14 protein-coding genes are annotated in these 17,012 nt (G+C 65.0%); 8 read left to right on the top strand and 6 right to left on the bottom strand.

Features of this window, described 5'->3' with window-relative positions; all coding sequences use genetic code 11:
• The first annotated feature begins 363 nt into the window (after positions 1–363).
• Positions 364–942 (top strand): PIG-L deacetylase family protein, encoded by a 579-nt coding sequence (locus ACRVY7_RS20885; RefSeq protein ID WP_431818491.1) that lies wholly within the window; start codon positions 364–366, stop codon positions 940–942.
• Positions 943–1,028: 86 nt separating this feature from the next.
• Complete coding sequence (locus tag ACRVY7_RS20890; protein ID WP_431818492.1) at positions 1,029–1,751, top strand: GAF and ANTAR domain-containing protein; 723 nt, start codon at positions 1,029–1,031, stop codon at positions 1,749–1,751.
• A gap of 165 nt (positions 1,752–1,916) precedes the next feature.
• Here the strand turns inward: ACRVY7_RS20890 and ACRVY7_RS20895 are convergent, their stop codons facing one another.
• Positions 1,917–3,491 (bottom strand): SpoIID/LytB domain-containing protein, encoded by a 1,575-nt coding sequence (locus ACRVY7_RS20895; protein WP_431818493.1) that lies wholly within the window; start codon positions 3,489–3,491, stop codon positions 1,917–1,919.
• 454 nt (positions 3,492–3,945) lie between these two features.
• Here ACRVY7_RS20895 and ACRVY7_RS20900 point away from each other — a divergent pair, with 454 nt between their 5' ends.
• Positions 3,946–4,533, top strand: a complete 588-nt coding sequence (locus ACRVY7_RS20900) for a peroxidase-related enzyme (RefSeq protein ID WP_431818494.1) — start codon at positions 3,946–3,948, stop codon at positions 4,531–4,533.
• Positions 4,534–4,612: 79 nt separating this feature from the next.
• Positions 4,613–5,785: an acyl-CoA dehydrogenase family protein gene (locus tag ACRVY7_RS20905; protein WP_431818495.1), complete on the top strand. Its 1,173-nt coding sequence runs from the start codon at positions 4,613–4,615 to the stop codon at positions 5,783–5,785.
• A gap of 24 nt (positions 5,786–5,809) precedes the next feature.
• On the opposite strand, the gene ACRVY7_RS20910 is transcribed toward ACRVY7_RS20905, so the two are convergent.
• From ACRVY7_RS20910 to ACRVY7_RS20920, 3 genes are read right to left on the bottom strand one after another with little or no spacing between them, the layout of a single operon-like run.
• Entirely contained in the window at positions 5,810–6,688 is an 879-nt protein-coding gene (locus ACRVY7_RS20910) for an HAD family hydrolase (RefSeq protein WP_331436401.1), read from the bottom strand.
• The gene (locus ACRVY7_RS20915) at positions 6,678–7,484 is read right to left on the bottom strand and encodes a lysophospholipid acyltransferase family protein (RefSeq protein WP_431818496.1); all 807 of its coding nucleotides are present in this window, start codon (positions 7,482–7,484) and stop codon (positions 6,678–6,680) included. Before ACRVY7_RS20915 ends, ACRVY7_RS20910 begins: the two co-directional genes overlap by 11 nt.
• A 55-nt stretch (positions 7,485–7,539) precedes the next feature.
• Positions 7,540–8,307, bottom strand: coding sequence for a lysophospholipid acyltransferase family protein (locus tag ACRVY7_RS20920; protein ID WP_431818497.1), 768 nt, complete (start codon positions 8,305–8,307; stop codon positions 7,540–7,542).
• A 208-nt stretch (positions 8,308–8,515) separates the two neighbouring features.
• Between ACRVY7_RS20920 and ACRVY7_RS20925 the strand changes: the two genes are divergently transcribed.
• From ACRVY7_RS20925 to nhaC, 4 genes are all read left to right on the top strand, one after another.
• Positions 8,516–10,159: a Rieske 2Fe-2S domain-containing protein gene (locus ACRVY7_RS20925; RefSeq protein WP_431818498.1), complete on the top strand. Its 1,644-nt coding sequence runs from the start codon at positions 8,516–8,518 to the stop codon at positions 10,157–10,159.
• A gap of 39 nt (positions 10,160–10,198) precedes the next feature.
• The gene (locus ACRVY7_RS20930) at positions 10,199–10,822 is read left to right on the top strand and encodes a TetR/AcrR family transcriptional regulator (protein WP_431818499.1); all 624 of its coding nucleotides are present in this window, start codon (positions 10,199–10,201) and stop codon (positions 10,820–10,822) included.
• Between the two features lie 196 nt (positions 10,823–11,018).
• Positions 11,019–12,392: a lipase family protein gene (locus ACRVY7_RS20935; protein WP_431818564.1), complete on the top strand. Its 1,374-nt coding sequence runs from the start codon at positions 11,019–11,021 to the stop codon at positions 12,390–12,392.
• Positions 12,393–12,568: 176 nt separating this feature from the next.
• Positions 12,569–14,086 (top strand): Na+/H+ antiporter NhaC, encoded by a 1,518-nt coding sequence (nhaC, locus tag ACRVY7_RS20940; RefSeq protein WP_431818500.1) that lies wholly within the window; start codon positions 12,569–12,571, stop codon positions 14,084–14,086.
• On the opposite strand, the gene ACRVY7_RS20945 is transcribed toward nhaC, so the two are convergent.
• Positions 14,078–14,722 (bottom strand): response regulator, encoded by a 645-nt coding sequence (locus tag ACRVY7_RS20945; RefSeq protein WP_431818501.1) that lies wholly within the window; start codon positions 14,720–14,722, stop codon positions 14,078–14,080. The genes nhaC and ACRVY7_RS20945 overlap by 9 nt on opposite strands.
• A gap of 1 nt (position 14,723) precedes the next feature.
• The gene (locus ACRVY7_RS20950; RefSeq protein WP_431818502.1) at positions 14,724–16,982 is read right to left on the bottom strand and encodes a hypothetical protein; all 2,259 of its coding nucleotides are present in this window, start codon (positions 16,980–16,982) and stop codon (positions 14,724–14,726) included.
• Positions 16,983–17,012: the final 30 nt, after the last annotated feature.

Consider the following 17,012-nt stretch of genomic DNA (forward strand, 5'->3'; position numbering starts at 1 on the left):
ACATCGGGCTGTAGAAAACGGCTCACCGAAGACTGTGCGACGCAGTTTGTGTACCGCTGTTCGAGTACCGCGGATTGCGCAACTCCCCGAGGAGTCCGCCAATGACCTCCCAGCACATCACCCCACCAGTCTCTCCGCGTAGTTCTTCGACGTCTGACGTCCCGATTCCGCCCCGCACACCGATGACCCGGTTCTTTCCCGCGCCGACGCACAGTCAGCCACCGCAGTCGTTCGGCACCCCGGAACCGGAGTGGCTGACCTGGGCTGGCTTCGCAGAGCTGGCCACAGGTTGCCTTCGACATCGATCGCCTCGTCGTCGTCGCAGCTCATCCCGACGACGAGATCCTGGGGGCCGGTGGCCTGGTGCATGCCGCGGCGGCGAACGGCATCGAGGTGGTCACGATCTGCGCCTCCGACGGCCATGCGACCCACCCCGGATCGCCGGAGCAACTGGCAAACCGTCGACACCTCGAACTCGACACCGCGTCGATGCTGCTCGGCCTCGACCTCCCGCGGTGGGGCGGCCTCCACTCGGGAACCCTCGAGCAGTACCCCGACCGGCTCGACGCGATGATCACCGACGCCCTCGACGACCGGCCGGGCGCCCGAAACGGCGTCTTGGCCGTCTGGGATCACGACGGCGAGGCCGATCACGAAGCCGTCGGCCAGGCCGCCATGCGTGTCGCAAAACCACGCGGTATCCAACTGTGGATGTACCCGATCTGGCTCTGGTACTGGGCACACCCCGGCGACGCGAATGTGCCGTGGCACCGTGTGCAAACCATCGGCGTCTCGCCGATCGTGATGGCCGTGAAGAATGCCGCTGCGCGATCCTTCGCGGAGCAGAAGCGTCCCCGCAACGCGGACGACAACCCACAGCCCATTCTCGGCAGCTCGATCACGTCGCATCTCCTCCGGGGTACGGAGTATGTTTTCGGCTGAAAGGTCGCGGCCAAACGTCTCTGCACAGCACCAAATGTGCGCCTGTGACGAAGTGCTGTGTGGATGCCTTGCCGAAGGAGTAACCGTTGACTGACCTCACCTCGCGGACAGACGCACCGACCACGTGGACGGGCACTGAGATCGCACAGAAGAGTTCGGAGATCGCTCGCATCGTCGCGCAATTGCAGTCGGAGAGCACCGACAGCGACATGCTGCTGCGCCTGTTCACCAAAGCAGCCGCCGAGGCGATCGGCTCTGACTACGCCAGCATCACGATCGTCACCAACGGTCGCATCGAGACGCCTGTGATGATCGGCGAGATCGCAGCGCAGTCGGATGCGCTTCAGCAGGAACTCGGCGAGGGGCCATGCATCCGCTCGGCCACCGACGACACCACGATCTGGATCGACGACATGCGTCGAGAAACACGATGGCCGACGTTCTGCGCGGCGGCCGCCGACCTCGGCATCGGGTCGATGGCGTGCTTCTGCCTCTACATCGCAGGCGAGGAGCGCGGCGCTCTCAATCTGCACAGCACCGTTCCAAACGCGTTCGACGACGAGTCGCGGGCACTCGGCCAGTTGTTCGCGGCCCACACCGCAACCGCGTTCTCCGCGGTCCGCGAAAAGGAACAGCTCCGCACCGCACTGAGTTCACGCGACCTGATCGGCCAGGCCAAGGGCATGCTGATGGAGCGCTACCGACTCACCCCCGACCAGGCGTTCAGCCTGCTCGCGCGGCTCTCTCAGGACTCCAACACCAAACTCGTCGAAATCGCCTCACAGGTCGTCGACGCCGGCCCGGAGTAGTCGGGCCCGGTTCGTCGGCTCGGGGGTCGTCGGCTCAGGTGGTCGGCTCGACGATGTCGGCTCGACGATCCGTATGACGTTCACCCCCGAAACCGGCCCGAACTGTCATACGGATCGAGCCGCCACGCCGATCGGGCCGCCACACCGCTGGCCCGGCCCGACCGCTCAGCGCAGCCGGTCGGCGCGCGGGAAGCCGAGCACCGGGACGCCGCCGCGCTGCTGGAAGTCGGCCAGGCCCTTGCCCGCGAGCGCGTGGGCGCCGGTCGGCTGGCTGAAGAACATCATCCCCTTCTGGAAGAGCTGCGTGACCCCGGCGCCGTCGGGCGTCAGCGTCGGGACGCCGACCGCCTGGCCGAGCGGCCCGGTGACGCCACCGAGATCACCGAGCTTGCCGTTGAGCGCGTCGGTCGCGATGCCCAGGAGCTTCGACGACCCCGGCACGAGGTTGTCGGCCAGTCCGGTCAGCGAGTCGGGGATCAGCGAGCCCAGGTCGGCGGAACCCAATCCGGCGCCTGCACCCGGCCCCGTCGGCGGTGTCACGATCTTCGGCTTGCTCGTCTGACCCTTCACCGAGAACCACGACGATTTGAGCTGCAGCTTGGTTCGGACGTCTTCGCCGGTCGCCTCGACGGTGCCGCCCGAGCCGGATACCCGGACCCGCAAGGCGCGTCCGTTCTCTGGCCCGAGTCCGTTGGCCTCGATCACCTCGAAACTGCGCAGCGCACCGACCCCGAAAGCAGACGCGATGCTCGCGCCACTCACGGTGGCGGTCCAATTATGTTCCGGCGCAATCGAATCACCCTCGTCGACGACGGCGGGGAAACGTCCACCCGCGGTGTAACCACCGGTCGACGCGGAGAACTCCGTGAACGCCGGCTGGCCGTTCTGCCGCAGGATCTGTCCCGCGGTCGCGTCGGCCGCACGATTGGTGCGCGGGTCCTCACCCGCGACTCCGCCGTACATCTGGGAGTTCTGCGTGTCGTCGATCTTCTTGCCGCCCGCGATGGCCGAGAGCGCGTAGCTCCGCGCGACGACGGCCTGCGCCTTGAGCGCTTCCATGCCGCCCGCATCGCCCCAGCTCGGAATGCTCTCCTTGGCGATCACACCCTTGACGTAGTCGTCGAGGTTCAGTTTGTTGACCACGCGTCCGCCGTCGAGCCCGAGCGAACCGCGGTACGCCGCGTTCGACCCGCAGAACTTCAGCAACTCGTTTCCGGGGCGATTGGTCGCCGCGTTGATCGGATCGACGAAGGTCGCGGGCACCGATTGCACCGCGCCGCCGCCACAGCCGTTGGTGATGGTCGCGGTTCCACCCGAGATGCTGACAGCCTGCCCCGGCTGCACCTGCACACTGCCCACACGCGCACCTGCGTCGGCGCGGACGTTGACCGCGGACTGCTTGCTCAGTCCGACGGTGATGTCGGGCCGGTCGGCCTTGCTCAGCGTCGTCCCGCCGTAGAAGTGCTGGAGGATCTTCGACGACGACCAGCCCTTCTTGGCGTACCCGTACGCACCCCACTGGCCCATGCCACGGCCGTGACCGTGCCCGTGCCCGATCAGGACCACGCCGGGGTCGGCCACGAGACCGATGTCGGATCGCGCAGAGAAGCCGTCGCCCGCGATGACCCCTCCCACCAGCAGCGCAGGGGCAACGGCACAGACGACCGCAGACGATGTTCGACGACGTCGACTCCCCGGACGCGCCCGGGAGACGAACGGATTCGACAGTCGGAGTTTCACGGCTGTCCGCACCTCCAGCGCGCAGTTGGTCAGACTCTCCCCATCGAGGCCTGTTACAGATGTGACTAATGGGACGTATGTGACCATAGTGATTCTTCTTCCAAATACCAACCTCAGGGCATAACAACCGCGTCACGAGTTGGACGGCCCCCTCGCCCCGACCACGCGCGCATCCACGCCGCCTGGGCGCTCCGTACGGCCGAGTGGGCGCTCCGTACGGCCGAGTGGGCGTTCCGCCGGCCGAGTGGGCGCCTCCTCGCGCCGACTGGGCGCTTCGTAAAGCCGACTGGGCATGCCCACTATTCGGATCGCCGCAGTTCTTAACCTGTCGGTCGCTTACGACGCTTCATATCGTTCGACGCACCACCGCGGACCCGTCTGCCGCACGGCATCACGCAGATCGACGATTCACCGACATCGCAACCACACCGACTCCACCTCCAGGGGACACCTCATGACAAACACGCTCGACGCCGCTCCCGAGACCCAGATCTCGCGCCTCACCGTGCCCGAGATCGACGACCTGCCCGACGACCTCCAACGCCAGATCCGTTCCATCGAGCGTCAATTGGGCTACATCCCCAACTGGGTGCGCGCGTTCGCGCTCGGTGGCGCACACGCCGCGCGGTTCAACGAGTACATCCTCGGACTGCTCGACCCCAACGCCGGCCTGCTCCCCTACGCCGACCGTGAACTGATCGCCACAGTCAGTTCTGCCGAAAACGGTTGCTCCTATTGCCGTCTCAACCATGCCGTGAGCCTCGGCGATGCACTCGGCGACAAGAAGCTCGGCACCCGAATCGCCGTCGACTACCGCGAGGTCCGTGAACTCACCGCCCGCCAGCGCACACTCGCCGACTTCGCGGCCACACTCTCGGTCCGCCCGGGCGAGGTCTCCGACGACGACCTCGACAAGCTGCGCGACCTCGGACTCGACGACGCCGCGATCTACGAGGCAATCCAGGTGGTCGCAGCCTTCGCCGCAGCGAACAGGTTCAGCATCGCACTCCAGGTACGCCCCGACGACCAGTTCTTCGACTGACACCTCGCTGCCCAGCATCGCCACAGCGGAAAACTCACAGCCAAGACTCCACAGCCGCAATTCCACAAGGGGAAACGCCATGACAGAGACAACAATTCAACCGACCACCACCGAATGGGTGATCCCCGAGGACACCCTCGAACGCTTCCGCGAGCGCGCCGTCGCCCATGATCGCGACAACACCTTCTTCGCCGACGACCTCGCCGACCTCTCCGAACTCGGCTACCTGCGCGCAACGCTGCCGGTCGAACGCGGCGGCCTCGGCCTGACGCTACACCAGCTCAACGCCGAGCAGCGTCGTCTGGCCACATTTGCGCCCGCCACCGCGCTCGGGATCAACATGCACCTGTACTGGGTCGGACCGATCACCGATCAACTCGCACAGGGCAATTCGGATGTCTCGTGGCTCGCCGACGAGGTCGCGGCAGGCAAGGTGATCGCGGCCGGACACGGCGAACCCGGCAACGACCTCGTCATCGACGATTCGACGACCATCGCGACTCCGGTCGAGGGTGGTTACCGCATCACCGGCCGAAAGATCTTCACCTCGTTGTCACCGGCGTGGGATTGGCTGGGTGTGCACGCCCGCGACAACTCCGACCCCGAACACCCAAAGATCGTGCACACCTTCATTCCTCGCGGCGAAGAAGGCGTCACCACCGTCGAGACCTGGGACACCCTGAGTGTGCGGGCAACTGCAAGCCACGACACCCTGCTCGACAACGTCTTCGTTCCGCACGAACGCACCGTCGGCGTCGTCGAACTCGGCGAGCAACCCACCGGATACGTCGCGGGTATCTTCCCGTGGGTACTTCCGGCGCTCGGCAACATCTACGTCGGAATCGCCCGCCGCGCACTCGATCTCGCGATCGCCTCGGCGACGTCGCGCAGCGCGCTCAGCCTCGACGGCGAGACCGTCGCCCACAAGCCGTTCACGCAGTATCACGTCGCGGAGGCCGAACTGGCACTCGAAGCCGTGACCGGCGCACTGGACGATCTCACCAAATCGCTCACCGCCGGTGAGGATCTCGGCGACCGCGCCCTCCTGCGCCTGTTCGCCGCAAAGGAGAACAGCACCCGGGTCGCCCGACAGGTCACCGACCTTGCGCTCGAGATCGCGGGAGCCGGTGCGCTGCATCGTCGTAACGAGTTGGAGCGGCTCTACCGCGACGTACGCGCGGGCAGCTTCCACCCACCGAACTCCGACGCGGTGCGCGCTTTCGTCGGGGCGTTCGCGCTCGGACTCGCCTAAAACCCCTCAGCTCGCGCGGTCGTTCTACCCGAACCACCGCGCGAGCACCCGCGCGACGCCGTCCTCGTTGTTGCCGACCGTCACTTCGTCGGCGGCGGCGATTGCAGCCGGATGCGCGTGTCCCATCGCAACTCCGTGCCCGGCCCAGGTGAGCATCTCGACGTCGTTCGGCATGTCACCGAACGCCACGGTGCGCTCGCCGGAAAGCCCTGCGAGGTCGATCAGTTTGTCGAGACCCGACGCCTTGTGCGTGTCGGGCACCGAGAGCTCGATCAGTCCGTTGTCGGTGGAGAAGGTGACCTGCGCGATGCCGTCGACCTCCGGCAGAAGTCGCCGCGCCATCTCACCACTGGCCAGATCGGGCTGTCGCACAAGAAGTTTCACCACCGGCTCCGAGTAGACCTCGTCGTCGCCTACCTCGATGTGGTCGGGGTTGAGCCACGCGTGTCGATAACCCGCGGTCGCCACGAACGGCGGTGTCGCAGCGTCGAATTCCGACGAGCCGACCCGTTCTCCGGCAACCCCGGCGTCGGGAAGACACCGCGCGATCACCTCGCGGAGCACCGCGAGCCGATCGGTTTGCAGCAGAGCCGAATACACGATCTTGTCGTTCGCGACGTCGTAGATGATCGCACCGTTGGCGCACACCGCATATCGCACGTTGACCGCGGAACCCGGGAATTGGTCGGTGATCTCGGCGATCCAACGAGGTGGCCTGCCCGTCGCAAGGACGAACTCGGTGCCGGCATCACACGCTGCTCCGAGCACGCCGATCGTGAAGGGCGACACCGTGTTCTGGTCGTCGATCAGGGTGCCGTCGACGTCACTGGCGATCAGTGTCGGCGGGCCGTCGAATCCGACTGTGCTCTCGCCGGTCGACGCTGCGGATGCGTCACTCACCATTGGCCTTTCGCTCGCGGGCAGCAGCCTTGCGCTCGGCTTCGTCCTTCTCGATGACCGCAGCCTCCTCGGGTGTGGGTGCCGAACCACCGAGTCGGTGGGGCACCCAGAACTCACCTTCCGGGTGCGATCCGTAATCGTGCTGAACACGCAGGAGTTGCTCGCGCATCACGTCTCGTAGTCGCGATGTCTCCTGCTCCGGATTACTCGCGGCCGCAACCGTTATCGGACTGCCGTAGCGCACGCGCACCGGAATCCGACTGCGCCCCATGTCACGTGTGCCACCCTTGGTCCACTGTCGCTGCGCTCCCCAGACGATGGTCGGAATCAAGGGCACTCCTGCCTCTGCAGCCATGCGCACCGCACCGGTCTTGAAGTCCTTGAGCTCAAAGCTGCGACTGATCGTCGCCTCCGGATACACCGCGACGATCCGACCCTCTCGCAGCGACGAGACCGCGCCCCGAAAGGCCTCGACACCTTGCGATCGATCAACGGGCACGGAGCGGGTGCGGGTGATCAAGAACCGCATGATGGCGACATCCATCATCTCGGACTTGATCATGAACCGCGTTCGACGCCCCGCCTGGTACACGCCGTACGCCGCGGGCAGGAAGTCGACGTAGCTCGTGTGGTTGATCACCAGGACCGCACCACCGTCGGCGGGGATGTTGTCGAGACCGTCGAATCGCAGGTCCATCTTCTGGCCGCGGACGATTCCGGTGGCGATCAGTTCGAGAACACGGAAGACCGGCTCCCGACGCGACGAGTCGCCGTTGTCACCTCTCGACTCAGAACTCACCCGTCCAGCCTATCGGGCAGCCCGCCGCCCACCTGAGGGCAACCACTCGGGGCACCTACTCCGGCGACGACTCGTCACGCGCCGCCCTGCGCGCGTCCCGGGCAGCCTTCTCCTCGGCGTCCAGGCGGTTGGCTTCCTCCAGCGTCGGCGCCGAACCTCCCAGTCGCGCGGGCACCCAGAACTCACCCTTGGGGTGCTCACCGTAGGCGTCCTGCAGTTCGAGCAGCTTCTCGCTCATCGACTTGTGCAACTGCGCGGTCAAGGTGTCGGGATCGCCGACCGGCTCGATCGGCTCGGCCACGCCGACCATGATCTTGTAGCCCGTGCGGCCCAGTTGCTTGGGGTATCCCTTGGTCCAGACGCGCTGCGCCCCCCAGATCACCGTCGGGAGCAGCGGCGCCCCGGACTCGAGTGCCATGCGCGCGGCACCGTTCTTGAAGTCCTTGAGCTCGAAACTCCGGCTGATCGTCGCCTCCGGATACACCCCGACCAGCTCGCCCTGCTTGAGGTACTCGACTGCCTGGTGATAGCTGTCGGCGCCATTGGCCCGGTCGACCGGGATGTGCTTGAGCGCCCGCATGATCGGCCCCGAGACCTTGTTGTCGAAGACCTCTTTCTTCGCCATGAAGCGCACGTACCGCTTGCCCTGGAGATACGCCGGGATGCCCGCGTAGGTGAAGTCCATGTAGCCCGTGTGATTGAGCGCAACCACGCCCGGCCCGCTCTTGGGGACGTTCTCGACGCCGGAGATCTCGAACTTCAGGCCTTCGGCCAGCCACAACAGTCGCGCGGTTGTGATCACAGAGGCGTACACGGGTTCCATGTGTCGAGCTTAGCCAGTGCCGCAACACCTGAGCGTGACTCATCTACACCCGCGGGCACATACGAGGAAGTGCGCCCTGTCACAGCGATCGAGAACGGTACCGAAGCCCCATGACGCGAGTTGCACGCAGTCGATAGATTGGATGGTCGAGAGCTCCACCGCGCGACCCGTAGAACTTCAGCCCCCGCGCGAACACGAAAGGCCCCACGTGCAGATCACCAGCATCGGACACGCCGGTTTCCACCTCCAGACCAACGCAGGCTCGATCCTCTGCGATCCCTGGACCAACCCGACGTACTTCGCGTCGTGGGTGCCGTTCCCCGACAACTCCGAACTCGACTGGAAAGCGCTCGGCCAGTGCGACTACCTCTACGTCTCGCACCTGCACCTCGACCATTTCGACGAGCGCAACCTGCGTGAGAACGTCAGCAAGGACGCGACGGTCCTGCTCCCCGACTACCCGGTCCCCGACCTCAAGCGCGAGCTCGAGAAGCTCGGGTTCACCAAGTTCGTCGAGACGACCGACTCGGTCAAGACCACGGTCAGCGGCCCCAAGGGCGACCTCGACATCATGATCATCGCGTTGCGCGCACCCGCCGACGGCCCGATCGGCGACTCCGGCCTCGTCGTCTCCGACGGCGAGACCACCGCGTTCAACATGAACGACGCCCGACCGATCGACCTCGACGTCATCGCCGAGCAGTTCGGCCACGTCGACGTCCACATGCTGCAGTACTCGGGCGCCATCTGGTACCCGATGGTCTACGACATCCCGAAGCGCTCCAAGGCCAACTTCGCCGCGCAGAAGCGTCAGCGCGGCATGGACCGCGCGCGCTCCTACATCGAACAGGTCGGGGCGACGTGGGTCATCCCGACAGCAGGCCCACCGATGTTCCTCGACGACGACCTGTTCGAGCTGAACGACTTCGGCTCCGGGATCGACGATCCCTCCCAGAACGCACGGCCGGGCGACGTGACGTCGATCTTCCCCGACCAGGAGACCTTCCTCGAGCAGATGGTCATCCACGGCACCGACGACGGCGAGCATCACCGCGGCCTGATGATGGTGTCGGGATCGACGGCCCGCTTCACCGGTTCGACGCTCGACGAGGTCAGCCACCCGTACGCCCCGCACGACGTGTTCGGCGAGAACAAGCAGGCGTACCTCGAGCAGATGAAGGAGAAGTTCGCACCGGTCATCGCCGCACAGAAGAAGACCTGGGCAGTCGACGACGGCGAGTCGCTCCTCGAACCTCTCCGCGAGTTGTTCGAGCCGATCATGGTGCAGTCGGACCTGATCTGCGACGGCATCGGCTACCCGGTCGGTCTGGTCATCACCCCGGACTTCCGTAGCAAGGACGGCGCCGACCACCCGCAGGCGCAGACCGTCGTGCTCGACTTCCCCAACCGCATCGTGCGCGAGCCAAAAGAGGGAGAGGGCAAGTACCGCTACGGTTTCCGCATCGCCCCCGAACTGGTGCGCACGGTGCTGCGCGATCAAGAGCCCGACTGGGTCAACACCATCTTCTTGTCGACGCGGTTCACCACGTGGCGCATCGGCGGCTACAACGAGTACCTCTACACCTTCTTCAAATGCCTCACCGACGAGCGAATCGCATACGCCGACGGCTGGTTCTCCGAAGCGCACGACGACTCGGCGTCGATCGTCAAGGACGGCTGGGAAATTCAACGCCGCTGCCCGCACCTCAAGGCCGACCTCTCCAAGTTCGGTGTGATCGAGGGCGAGAAGCTCACGTGCAATCTGCACGGCTGGCAGTGGGACCTTCCGTCGGGGCGCTGCCTGACGTCGAAGGGACATGAGTTGCGCTCCAAGCACATTGACGCGCCGTGACAATCCTGAGCGTGACAAGCCAACTGTGACAAGCGAACTGTGACAACGGAACCGGGCCAGCGCACGTACGCCGGGCGTCCCGTCGCCGACCGGCTGGCGGAGAGGCGTCGACGCTTTTTCGACGCGGCACTGGGCGAATTCGCCTCCGCCGGCTACGCCAAGTCGTCGGTGACGTCGATCTGCCGAGAAGCGGGCCTGTCGCGTCGACAGTTCTACGAGCTGTTCTCCGACCGCGAAGAACTCCTCGTCGCGCTCTACGACGAGATCCAGGGTGCCGCCCGAGATGCCGTCGCAACCGCGTTGTCGGAGAGCACTTCTCGTGACACGCACGTATTGGCAACCGCCGCGATGCGCGCCTACATGCGCTCTGTGGGCACCGACCCCCGGCGTGCCGAGGTGTCGTTCGCACAGATCGTCGGAGTCAGTCCGCGTGTCGAACAGCACAGACTCGACGGCCGCGACGAGTGGGTGTCGTACTTCGTGGCCGCGATGTCGGCCTTCGCGGGAAGGCCCACCGACTCGCGCACGGATCAGCTCGGAATCGCCTTCGTCGGCGCGCTCACTGCGATCGTGCACCGCTGGAGCCTCTCCCCCGATCCCGAGACGATCGACGACGTCGTCGAACTTCTCGCCGACGTCCTCCTGGCGTTCGCTGAAATCTGACCCCTCTGAGGATCCGACCAGCCTGTCGAGATCTGGCCAACTCCGCGCCGATCTTGTGTGCCACACCACACCGGAGTAGCTTCTCCCCACAGTGAGACGTTGGTGTCTCACTCATTGGCGACGAGGAGTCACCCAGGTGAGTCGGGAAACAGGTCACGCAGTCAGGCGTGTGTCGACAGTCGTGGTTGCGGCACTGATGGCGATCGGCATGATTGCGGGAGCGTTGACCTCCGGCGCAGGGCAGGCGTCGGCGGTGCCGGTCGCGCCGGCGCTCCCCTTCCCCGTTCCGCCGGCCATCCCCGAGTTCGACAAGAGTTTCTACTCGCCACCCGCGCAGACCGTGGCCACCAAGCAGCCCGGTGAGCTCATCGCGGCTCGACGAGTCAACCTGGCCGCGCTCTCGATCTTTCCGTTGAACGTCGACAGTTGGCAGTACTCCTTCCGCTCGACCAACACTCGCGGCGAGCCGATCGCCTCCGTCGCCACCGTGCTGAAACCTCGAGGCGGTGCGAAACCCGGTCCGTCCAAGCTCGTCTCGTGGCAGTCGGCCGAGGATTCGACGGCGCAGTACTGCGCGCCGTCGTATGCATTGCAGCAGGCCTCGATTCCGGGAACCCTGACCGGCTCGGTCGATTCCACATTTGAACTGCTCCAGATCACGTCGCTCGTCGCGGCCGGCTACTCGGTGGTGATCCCCGACCATCAGGGACCCGATTCCGCTTTCGCCGCAGGCCCTCTCGCCGGGCGCATCACCCTTGATGCGATTCGGGGTGCACGGAACTTCACGCCGCTCGGACTCAAGCGCGACCTGCGAGTTGGTCTGATGGGCTACTCCGGTGGTGCCATCGCGACCGGCTGGGCGTCGGAGCTTCACGAGTCCTATGCTCCCGAGCTGCCGATCGTCGGTGCAGCCGAAGGTGGCGTGCCCGCGAACATCCGCGCGCTCGTCGACCTCGCCAACAACAACGCGGCGTCCGGCCTCATCCTCGCCGGGGTGATCGGTGTCAGCCGCGAGTACCCAGAGCTCGCGGCTTTCCTACGCGCACATACCAACCCGCTGGGCAAGGCGCTCATCGCGGGCAAGAATCCCCTGTGCCTCTCCTACCAGGCGGCACTCGCCCCGTTCCTCAACATCAAGGGACTGATCGACGTCCCCGGTGACCCACTGGACTACCCGACACCACGAAAAGTGCTGAACGAGTTGAAGATGGGGCGAAACACTCCGACCTTCCCGATGTTCATCTACCAATCGAATCCCGACTGGATCGCCCCGGTTGGTCCGGTCAACACCCTCGTGAAGACCTACTGCGCAACGCCGGGAGCCGACATCCAGTACACGCGCGACCACTTCAGCGAGCACATCACGCTGGCCGTCGAAGGCTTCGCTCCTGCAGTCGTCTGGATGGCAGATCGCCTGAACGGCAAGCCCGTTCGACGCGGATGCCATACGAGCGACCAGGGAACGATGGCACTCAACCCCGACACCTGGCCCGCTTTCGTCAACCTCGTCGGCAACAACCTCGCAGCGCTCGTGGGGCAGCAACTCGGTCGAAACCCGGTGCACCCCTGATCGTCAACACCTGACACACCCAGCTGCACGAGAACAGGCAGCGCGGTTGTCCCCTGAATTGTGGTCACGCATTGTGCCCTGGACGCATGATGTCCGACGCCTCTCCGCGCGACAATTGGCGTGACATTCACTTTGGTGAACGTCATATGTCCACCACGCCAACGGACGGGGACGCGATGACCGAAAAGCACGACGACCGCGTTGATTCGGCTGACTCGCGGCCCGATCCACGCCCGCCGAGCCTCGCCGATGCACTGATTCCCATCATCGCGCTGGCCGTGCTGATCGCCGGGTCGCTCGCGCTCTTCGGACTCGACGCGCTCGACGGCCCGCTCCAGGTCGCACTCATCCTGTGTTGCGCGATCGTCACCCTGATCCTGTTCAAGAACGGGTACCGGTGGGATGACGTGGAGGAAGCCAGCCGGGGAGCGCTCTCGTCGATCACGTCGGCACTGTTCATCCTGCTCGCTGTCGGCGCGTTGATCGGTACCTGGAACCTATCGGGCACCATCCCGACGCTGGTGTACTACGGAATTCAGATTCTCTCGCCGGGCTACTTCTATGTTGCGGCGGCGCTCGTCTGCGGCATCATCGCCATGTCGATCGGCAGCTCGTGGACCACCGTGGGCACGATCGGAGTCGGACTCGTCGGCATCGCCGGGCTCCTCGGTGTGTCCACGGCGATCTGCGCGGGAGCAGTCATCTCGGGTGCCTATCTCGGCGACAAACTCTCGCCGCTGTCCGAAACCACCGTTCTTACAGCGCAGATGGTCAAGGTCGATCTGTTCACGCATATCAAGAACCAAGCGTGGACCTCGCTGCCCGCATTCGCGATCGGCTGCGTCGTCTTCGCCATCCTGGGCGTGGCCGGTCCGGCCGTGACACCCACTCCCGGGGAGGACGTCGAATTGGCGGGTCTCAACGGTGTGTTCTGGATCAACCCGGTCAACCTGATCCCCCTGCTGTTGCTGATCGTGCTGTCCATCCGCAAATGGCCTCCGTACCTCGCGCTCATCACGGCATCGCTCGTGGCAGCGGTCATGGCTCCGTTCACCCAACACGACGCGCTGACCGCATTCGTCGCAGGTTTCGAAGGATCGACGAACCCCGTGGTGGGCGCAATCCAGGCCGGCTGGAAAGCAATGGCCAACGGTTTCGAGGCCACCACCGGTGTCGCCGACATCGATCGGCTCGTGTCGCGCGGCGGCATGGACAGCATGTTGCTCACCATCTGGCTGATCATCGGCGCAGTCACCTTCGGTGCGCTACTCGAGAAGTTCGGCCTCATCAATCGGATCATCGATCCGATGATCGCGGCGGCACGCACGCGCGGTCGACTGTATCTGACGGTGTTCGCGACCTGCTTCGGTCTCAACGTCGTCGCGGGCGATCAATACATCGCGCTGGTCCTGCCAAGCCGTATCTATCGAACAGTGTTCATACAGAGACGTATTGCGCCAGAGAATCTTTCGCGGCTGTGTGCAGACAGCGCCACCGTCACCTCACCCCTCGTGCCGTGGAACTCCTGCGGCGCGTTCATGGGCGCTGTCCTCGGCGTCGCGACGCTCTCGTATCTTCCGTTTGCCGTCTTCTGCTATGCGAGTCCCATCCTCAGCGTGATCTACGGCTTCACGGGTTTCAAAGTCCGAACCCTCTCCACCGACGAGGCCGAAGCACTCGAGAACTCAGCCTGAGATATCCCGCCCGTCTCGCACCAAGAAGCCATCATCGACTGCAGCGCAATACAATTCGTGCCTCGTACGCGCACGGTGCCCCTGTGCCTCGTACTTCTGGCGCACACGGTCGATGTACTGCTTGGCGGTACTCGAAGCGATACCCATCCGACGTGCCACACTGTCGAGCTTCATCCCGCATGCGTACAGCCGCAGCGCTTCGATTTCCTTGGGAGACAGGTCTGGTCGCCCGGCGTCACGATCGGACAGCACAGCTCGAGCCAGCGTGGGTGTCATCCAGATCTCTCCCGTGAGGGCGGCGTCGACGGCAGAGTGGAGGCTGTCGAGTTCGTCCTGTTTGGACACCACGGCCGAACAGCCGGCACCGACCATGCGTCGCACATGTCGCGCACTGGCCAACGCCGACAACACGATCACCGCCACCCCGCGGCTCACGACCGACGCGACCACCTCGTCATCGGCGATTCCCGCCGCTCCCAGATCGAGATCGAGCACCATGACGTCGACGTCGTCGCGACCGGCAGCCTGGTTGAGGTCAGTGGTGCTGAGCACCACGTCGTGCCCCCACCCCGATAGTCGAGCGGCTACCGCTTCACGCACGAGTGTGTGGTCGTCGACAATCGCCAGCCGTGCCATGTCACGCTCCTCCTAATTCGACGATGCCGTCGCTGAATGTGTCTGCGACGACAGTCACCCGGACAGGCGAGTCCTCGTTGAAGACCCCGACAGTCACTCGCTCACCGCTGCGCGCGTCTCCGATGCAGTCGATGACGGCGCGGACGACATCGTCGGTGACGTCACCACCTGAGAGCGCCTCACCACCGAAGAAGTGCAGCGTGAGCAACACCTGCGCGCTCCGTGCCGACTCGATGACACCGAGCCAGCGGCTCTGCTGTCCGACCGGAGTCGCGATCAACGCTCGTAGAGCGCTTTCCTCAACGGCGGCGGCGGCGCGCACGTCGGGATCGTCCATGCGCTGCGGGCTCCGGACCAGTTCGGTGAGCAGGGCACGTGCCGGCTTCAACATCGAATACCCCTGCACCGCATGAAAGTTTATTTCCGCGGTGCGTCGTTCCAACTCCTCGCGCCGAAACAGTTCACTGCGGTGTTGGTCTTCTATCTCGATGGCAAGTGCCGCTGTGCGACTCCGAACAACGGCAAAGACCGCGATCAGCAATGCGTCGGCGAACAGCGTGACGACCGCCGACGATGTGGCATTCGCGGAGAACAGCATCGTGGTCAGCATTGCCGTCGCCCCGATCATCAACAGCGGCAACACCACTGCGCGACGACCGTCAATGAGGATGAAGCAGATGCAGATTCCCGCTGCCGCGTCGCCCAACCACGCCATGTTCGACGGTGCAAGTCCTCCATTGGCAGACGGTGCCCCACTGATGAGCGGACTCACTGCCGCGACTGTTCCGGCGGCAATCATCCCGACGTAGCCCACGGCGACAACCCTCGCGGGCAAGCGTCCGCCGCGCCGGCCTGCGCTGGTGAGCGTGATCAGCACCGCGGCGACGATAAGCCAGGCAGCGAGTGCGGGCGCGACTGCACGCGTCGACCACCCCGTACGAAACGTGGTTGCCAACAGTGCGACGGCGAAGAACTCGACGAGCAGGATCGGTACCAGCCGCACAGCTATCCCGGATATCGAGTCGGCCAAGATGTTTCGGCCGTCGACGCTCTGCAACGGGGGCACCGTGAGCCTCACCCTGGTTCCCTCACCCGGGGCTGATTCGACATCGACGAGCACCATCGCGTCGCGGGCGCGCAGACTCAGTGCGCGGACGAGGGTCGCGGTGTCGTCGATACCAACACCTTCGTCGCTGATGACGACTCGATTGTCGGACTCGTCGACCGAGATGCCCACTCGGTCTGCTCCGGAGTGCTTGGCGGCGTTGATGATCGACTCACCTATGACACCGATGATTTCTTGCCTTCGCCACTGCGGTTGCCGCGCCACCAGTGCGTCGAGTTCAGCGTGCCCGTGCACCACAAGGTCGATGTCGAGGGTTTCCGCGTAGCCGACAAGGTCGGAGATCGTCGGTGCACCAGGGATACGGAACCGCTCCAAGGCATCGATCGCGCGGACGTCGGCGGCACATCGCGCGCGTATGGCATCGCAGCCGCTGACGATCGCCCCGTTCGCCACGGCGCCGAGCGTGTTCACCACGGTGTCGTGCAGAACGCGGGACTGATGGCTGGCGAGCTCGGCCACGGCGATGCCTCGGACCACCGTGCACTCGGTACGTTCACGAGACGACCGGTGATTGTCGGTCAGCTCGGCGATGTCACGCCAACCCGACGTGAGCAGCGCGACGGCGGCGGTGGAGCACAGGGTGTAGACGGGGATGACCAGTGCGTAATACGAGGTGAACGCATAGGGGTGTGCGGCGCTACCAAAGCCGATGGCGAGGCCCGTCACTCCGGAGAGAACCCCGGCCCCCACCAGTGCGGTTCGCGGCGTCCCCAGTAGCGCGGCGACGATTCCGACGCACAGGCATACGTTCAATACGAGCCGCAGCGCACCGATGCTCGCGCTGTCTGCCGACACCGCGAGCGCGACACACACCAACGCCCACGTGGTCACGGGCGCCCACGCCGATGACCGCAAGGCAACGGTTACCAGCCAACAGCACGCGTGTACGACGAACAGAACACGAATTGCAGTTGCGTGCTGAAAAGAATCCGCGAAATTTTCGAAGACGAAGAACTGGGCCACCGACATAACGCCCGACCACATGAGTGCTGCCGAACGCAATACCCGGGTCACTCCCGTCGAATACGACTCGGAGGTATCGGGCTCACGGTGCACCGGTGAACGCCAGTGCCACAACGGTTCGATGTGCCGATCAGACTGTCGGGCACGCAGCGAGAGCATCGAATCCGACATCTACTCACCTCCGCGCACGAGCGTCTGTCG

The sequence above is a fragment of the Gordonia jacobaea genome (genome assembly GCF_965344965.1).
Taxonomy (GTDB): domain Bacteria; phylum Actinomycetota; class Actinomycetes; order Mycobacteriales; family Mycobacteriaceae; genus Gordonia; species Gordonia jacobaea.

Bases quoted from the DNA above. Each gene is read 5' to 3' on its own strand.
- ACRVY7_RS20920 (WP_431818497.1), bottom strand. From the start codon at position 8,307: ATGGAACCCGTGTACGCCTCTGTGATCACAACCGCGCGACTGTTGTGG.
- ACRVY7_RS20945 (WP_431818501.1), bottom strand. From the start codon at position 14,722: ATGGCACGGCTGGCGATTGTCGACGACCACACACTCGTGCGTGAAGCG.
- ACRVY7_RS20935 (WP_431818564.1), top strand. From the start codon at position 11,019: ATGGCGATCGGCATGATTGCGGGAGCGTTGACCTCCGGCGCAGGGCAG.
- ACRVY7_RS20910 (WP_331436401.1), bottom strand. From the start codon at position 6,688: ATGGTGAGTGACGCATCCGCAGCGTCGACCGGCGAGAGCACAGTCGGA.
- ACRVY7_RS20950 (WP_431818502.1), bottom strand. From the start codon at position 16,982: ATGTCGGATTCGATGCTCTCGCTGCGTGCCCGACAGTCTGATCGGCAC.
- ACRVY7_RS20905 (WP_431818495.1), top strand. From the start codon at position 4,613: ATGACAGAGACAACAATTCAACCGACCACCACCGAATGGGTGATCCCC.
- nhaC (WP_431818500.1), top strand. From the start codon at position 12,569: ATGACCGAAAAGCACGACGACCGCGTTGATTCGGCTGACTCGCGGCCC.
- ACRVY7_RS20900 (WP_431818494.1), top strand. From the start codon at position 3,946: ATGACAAACACGCTCGACGCCGCTCCCGAGACCCAGATCTCGCGCCTC.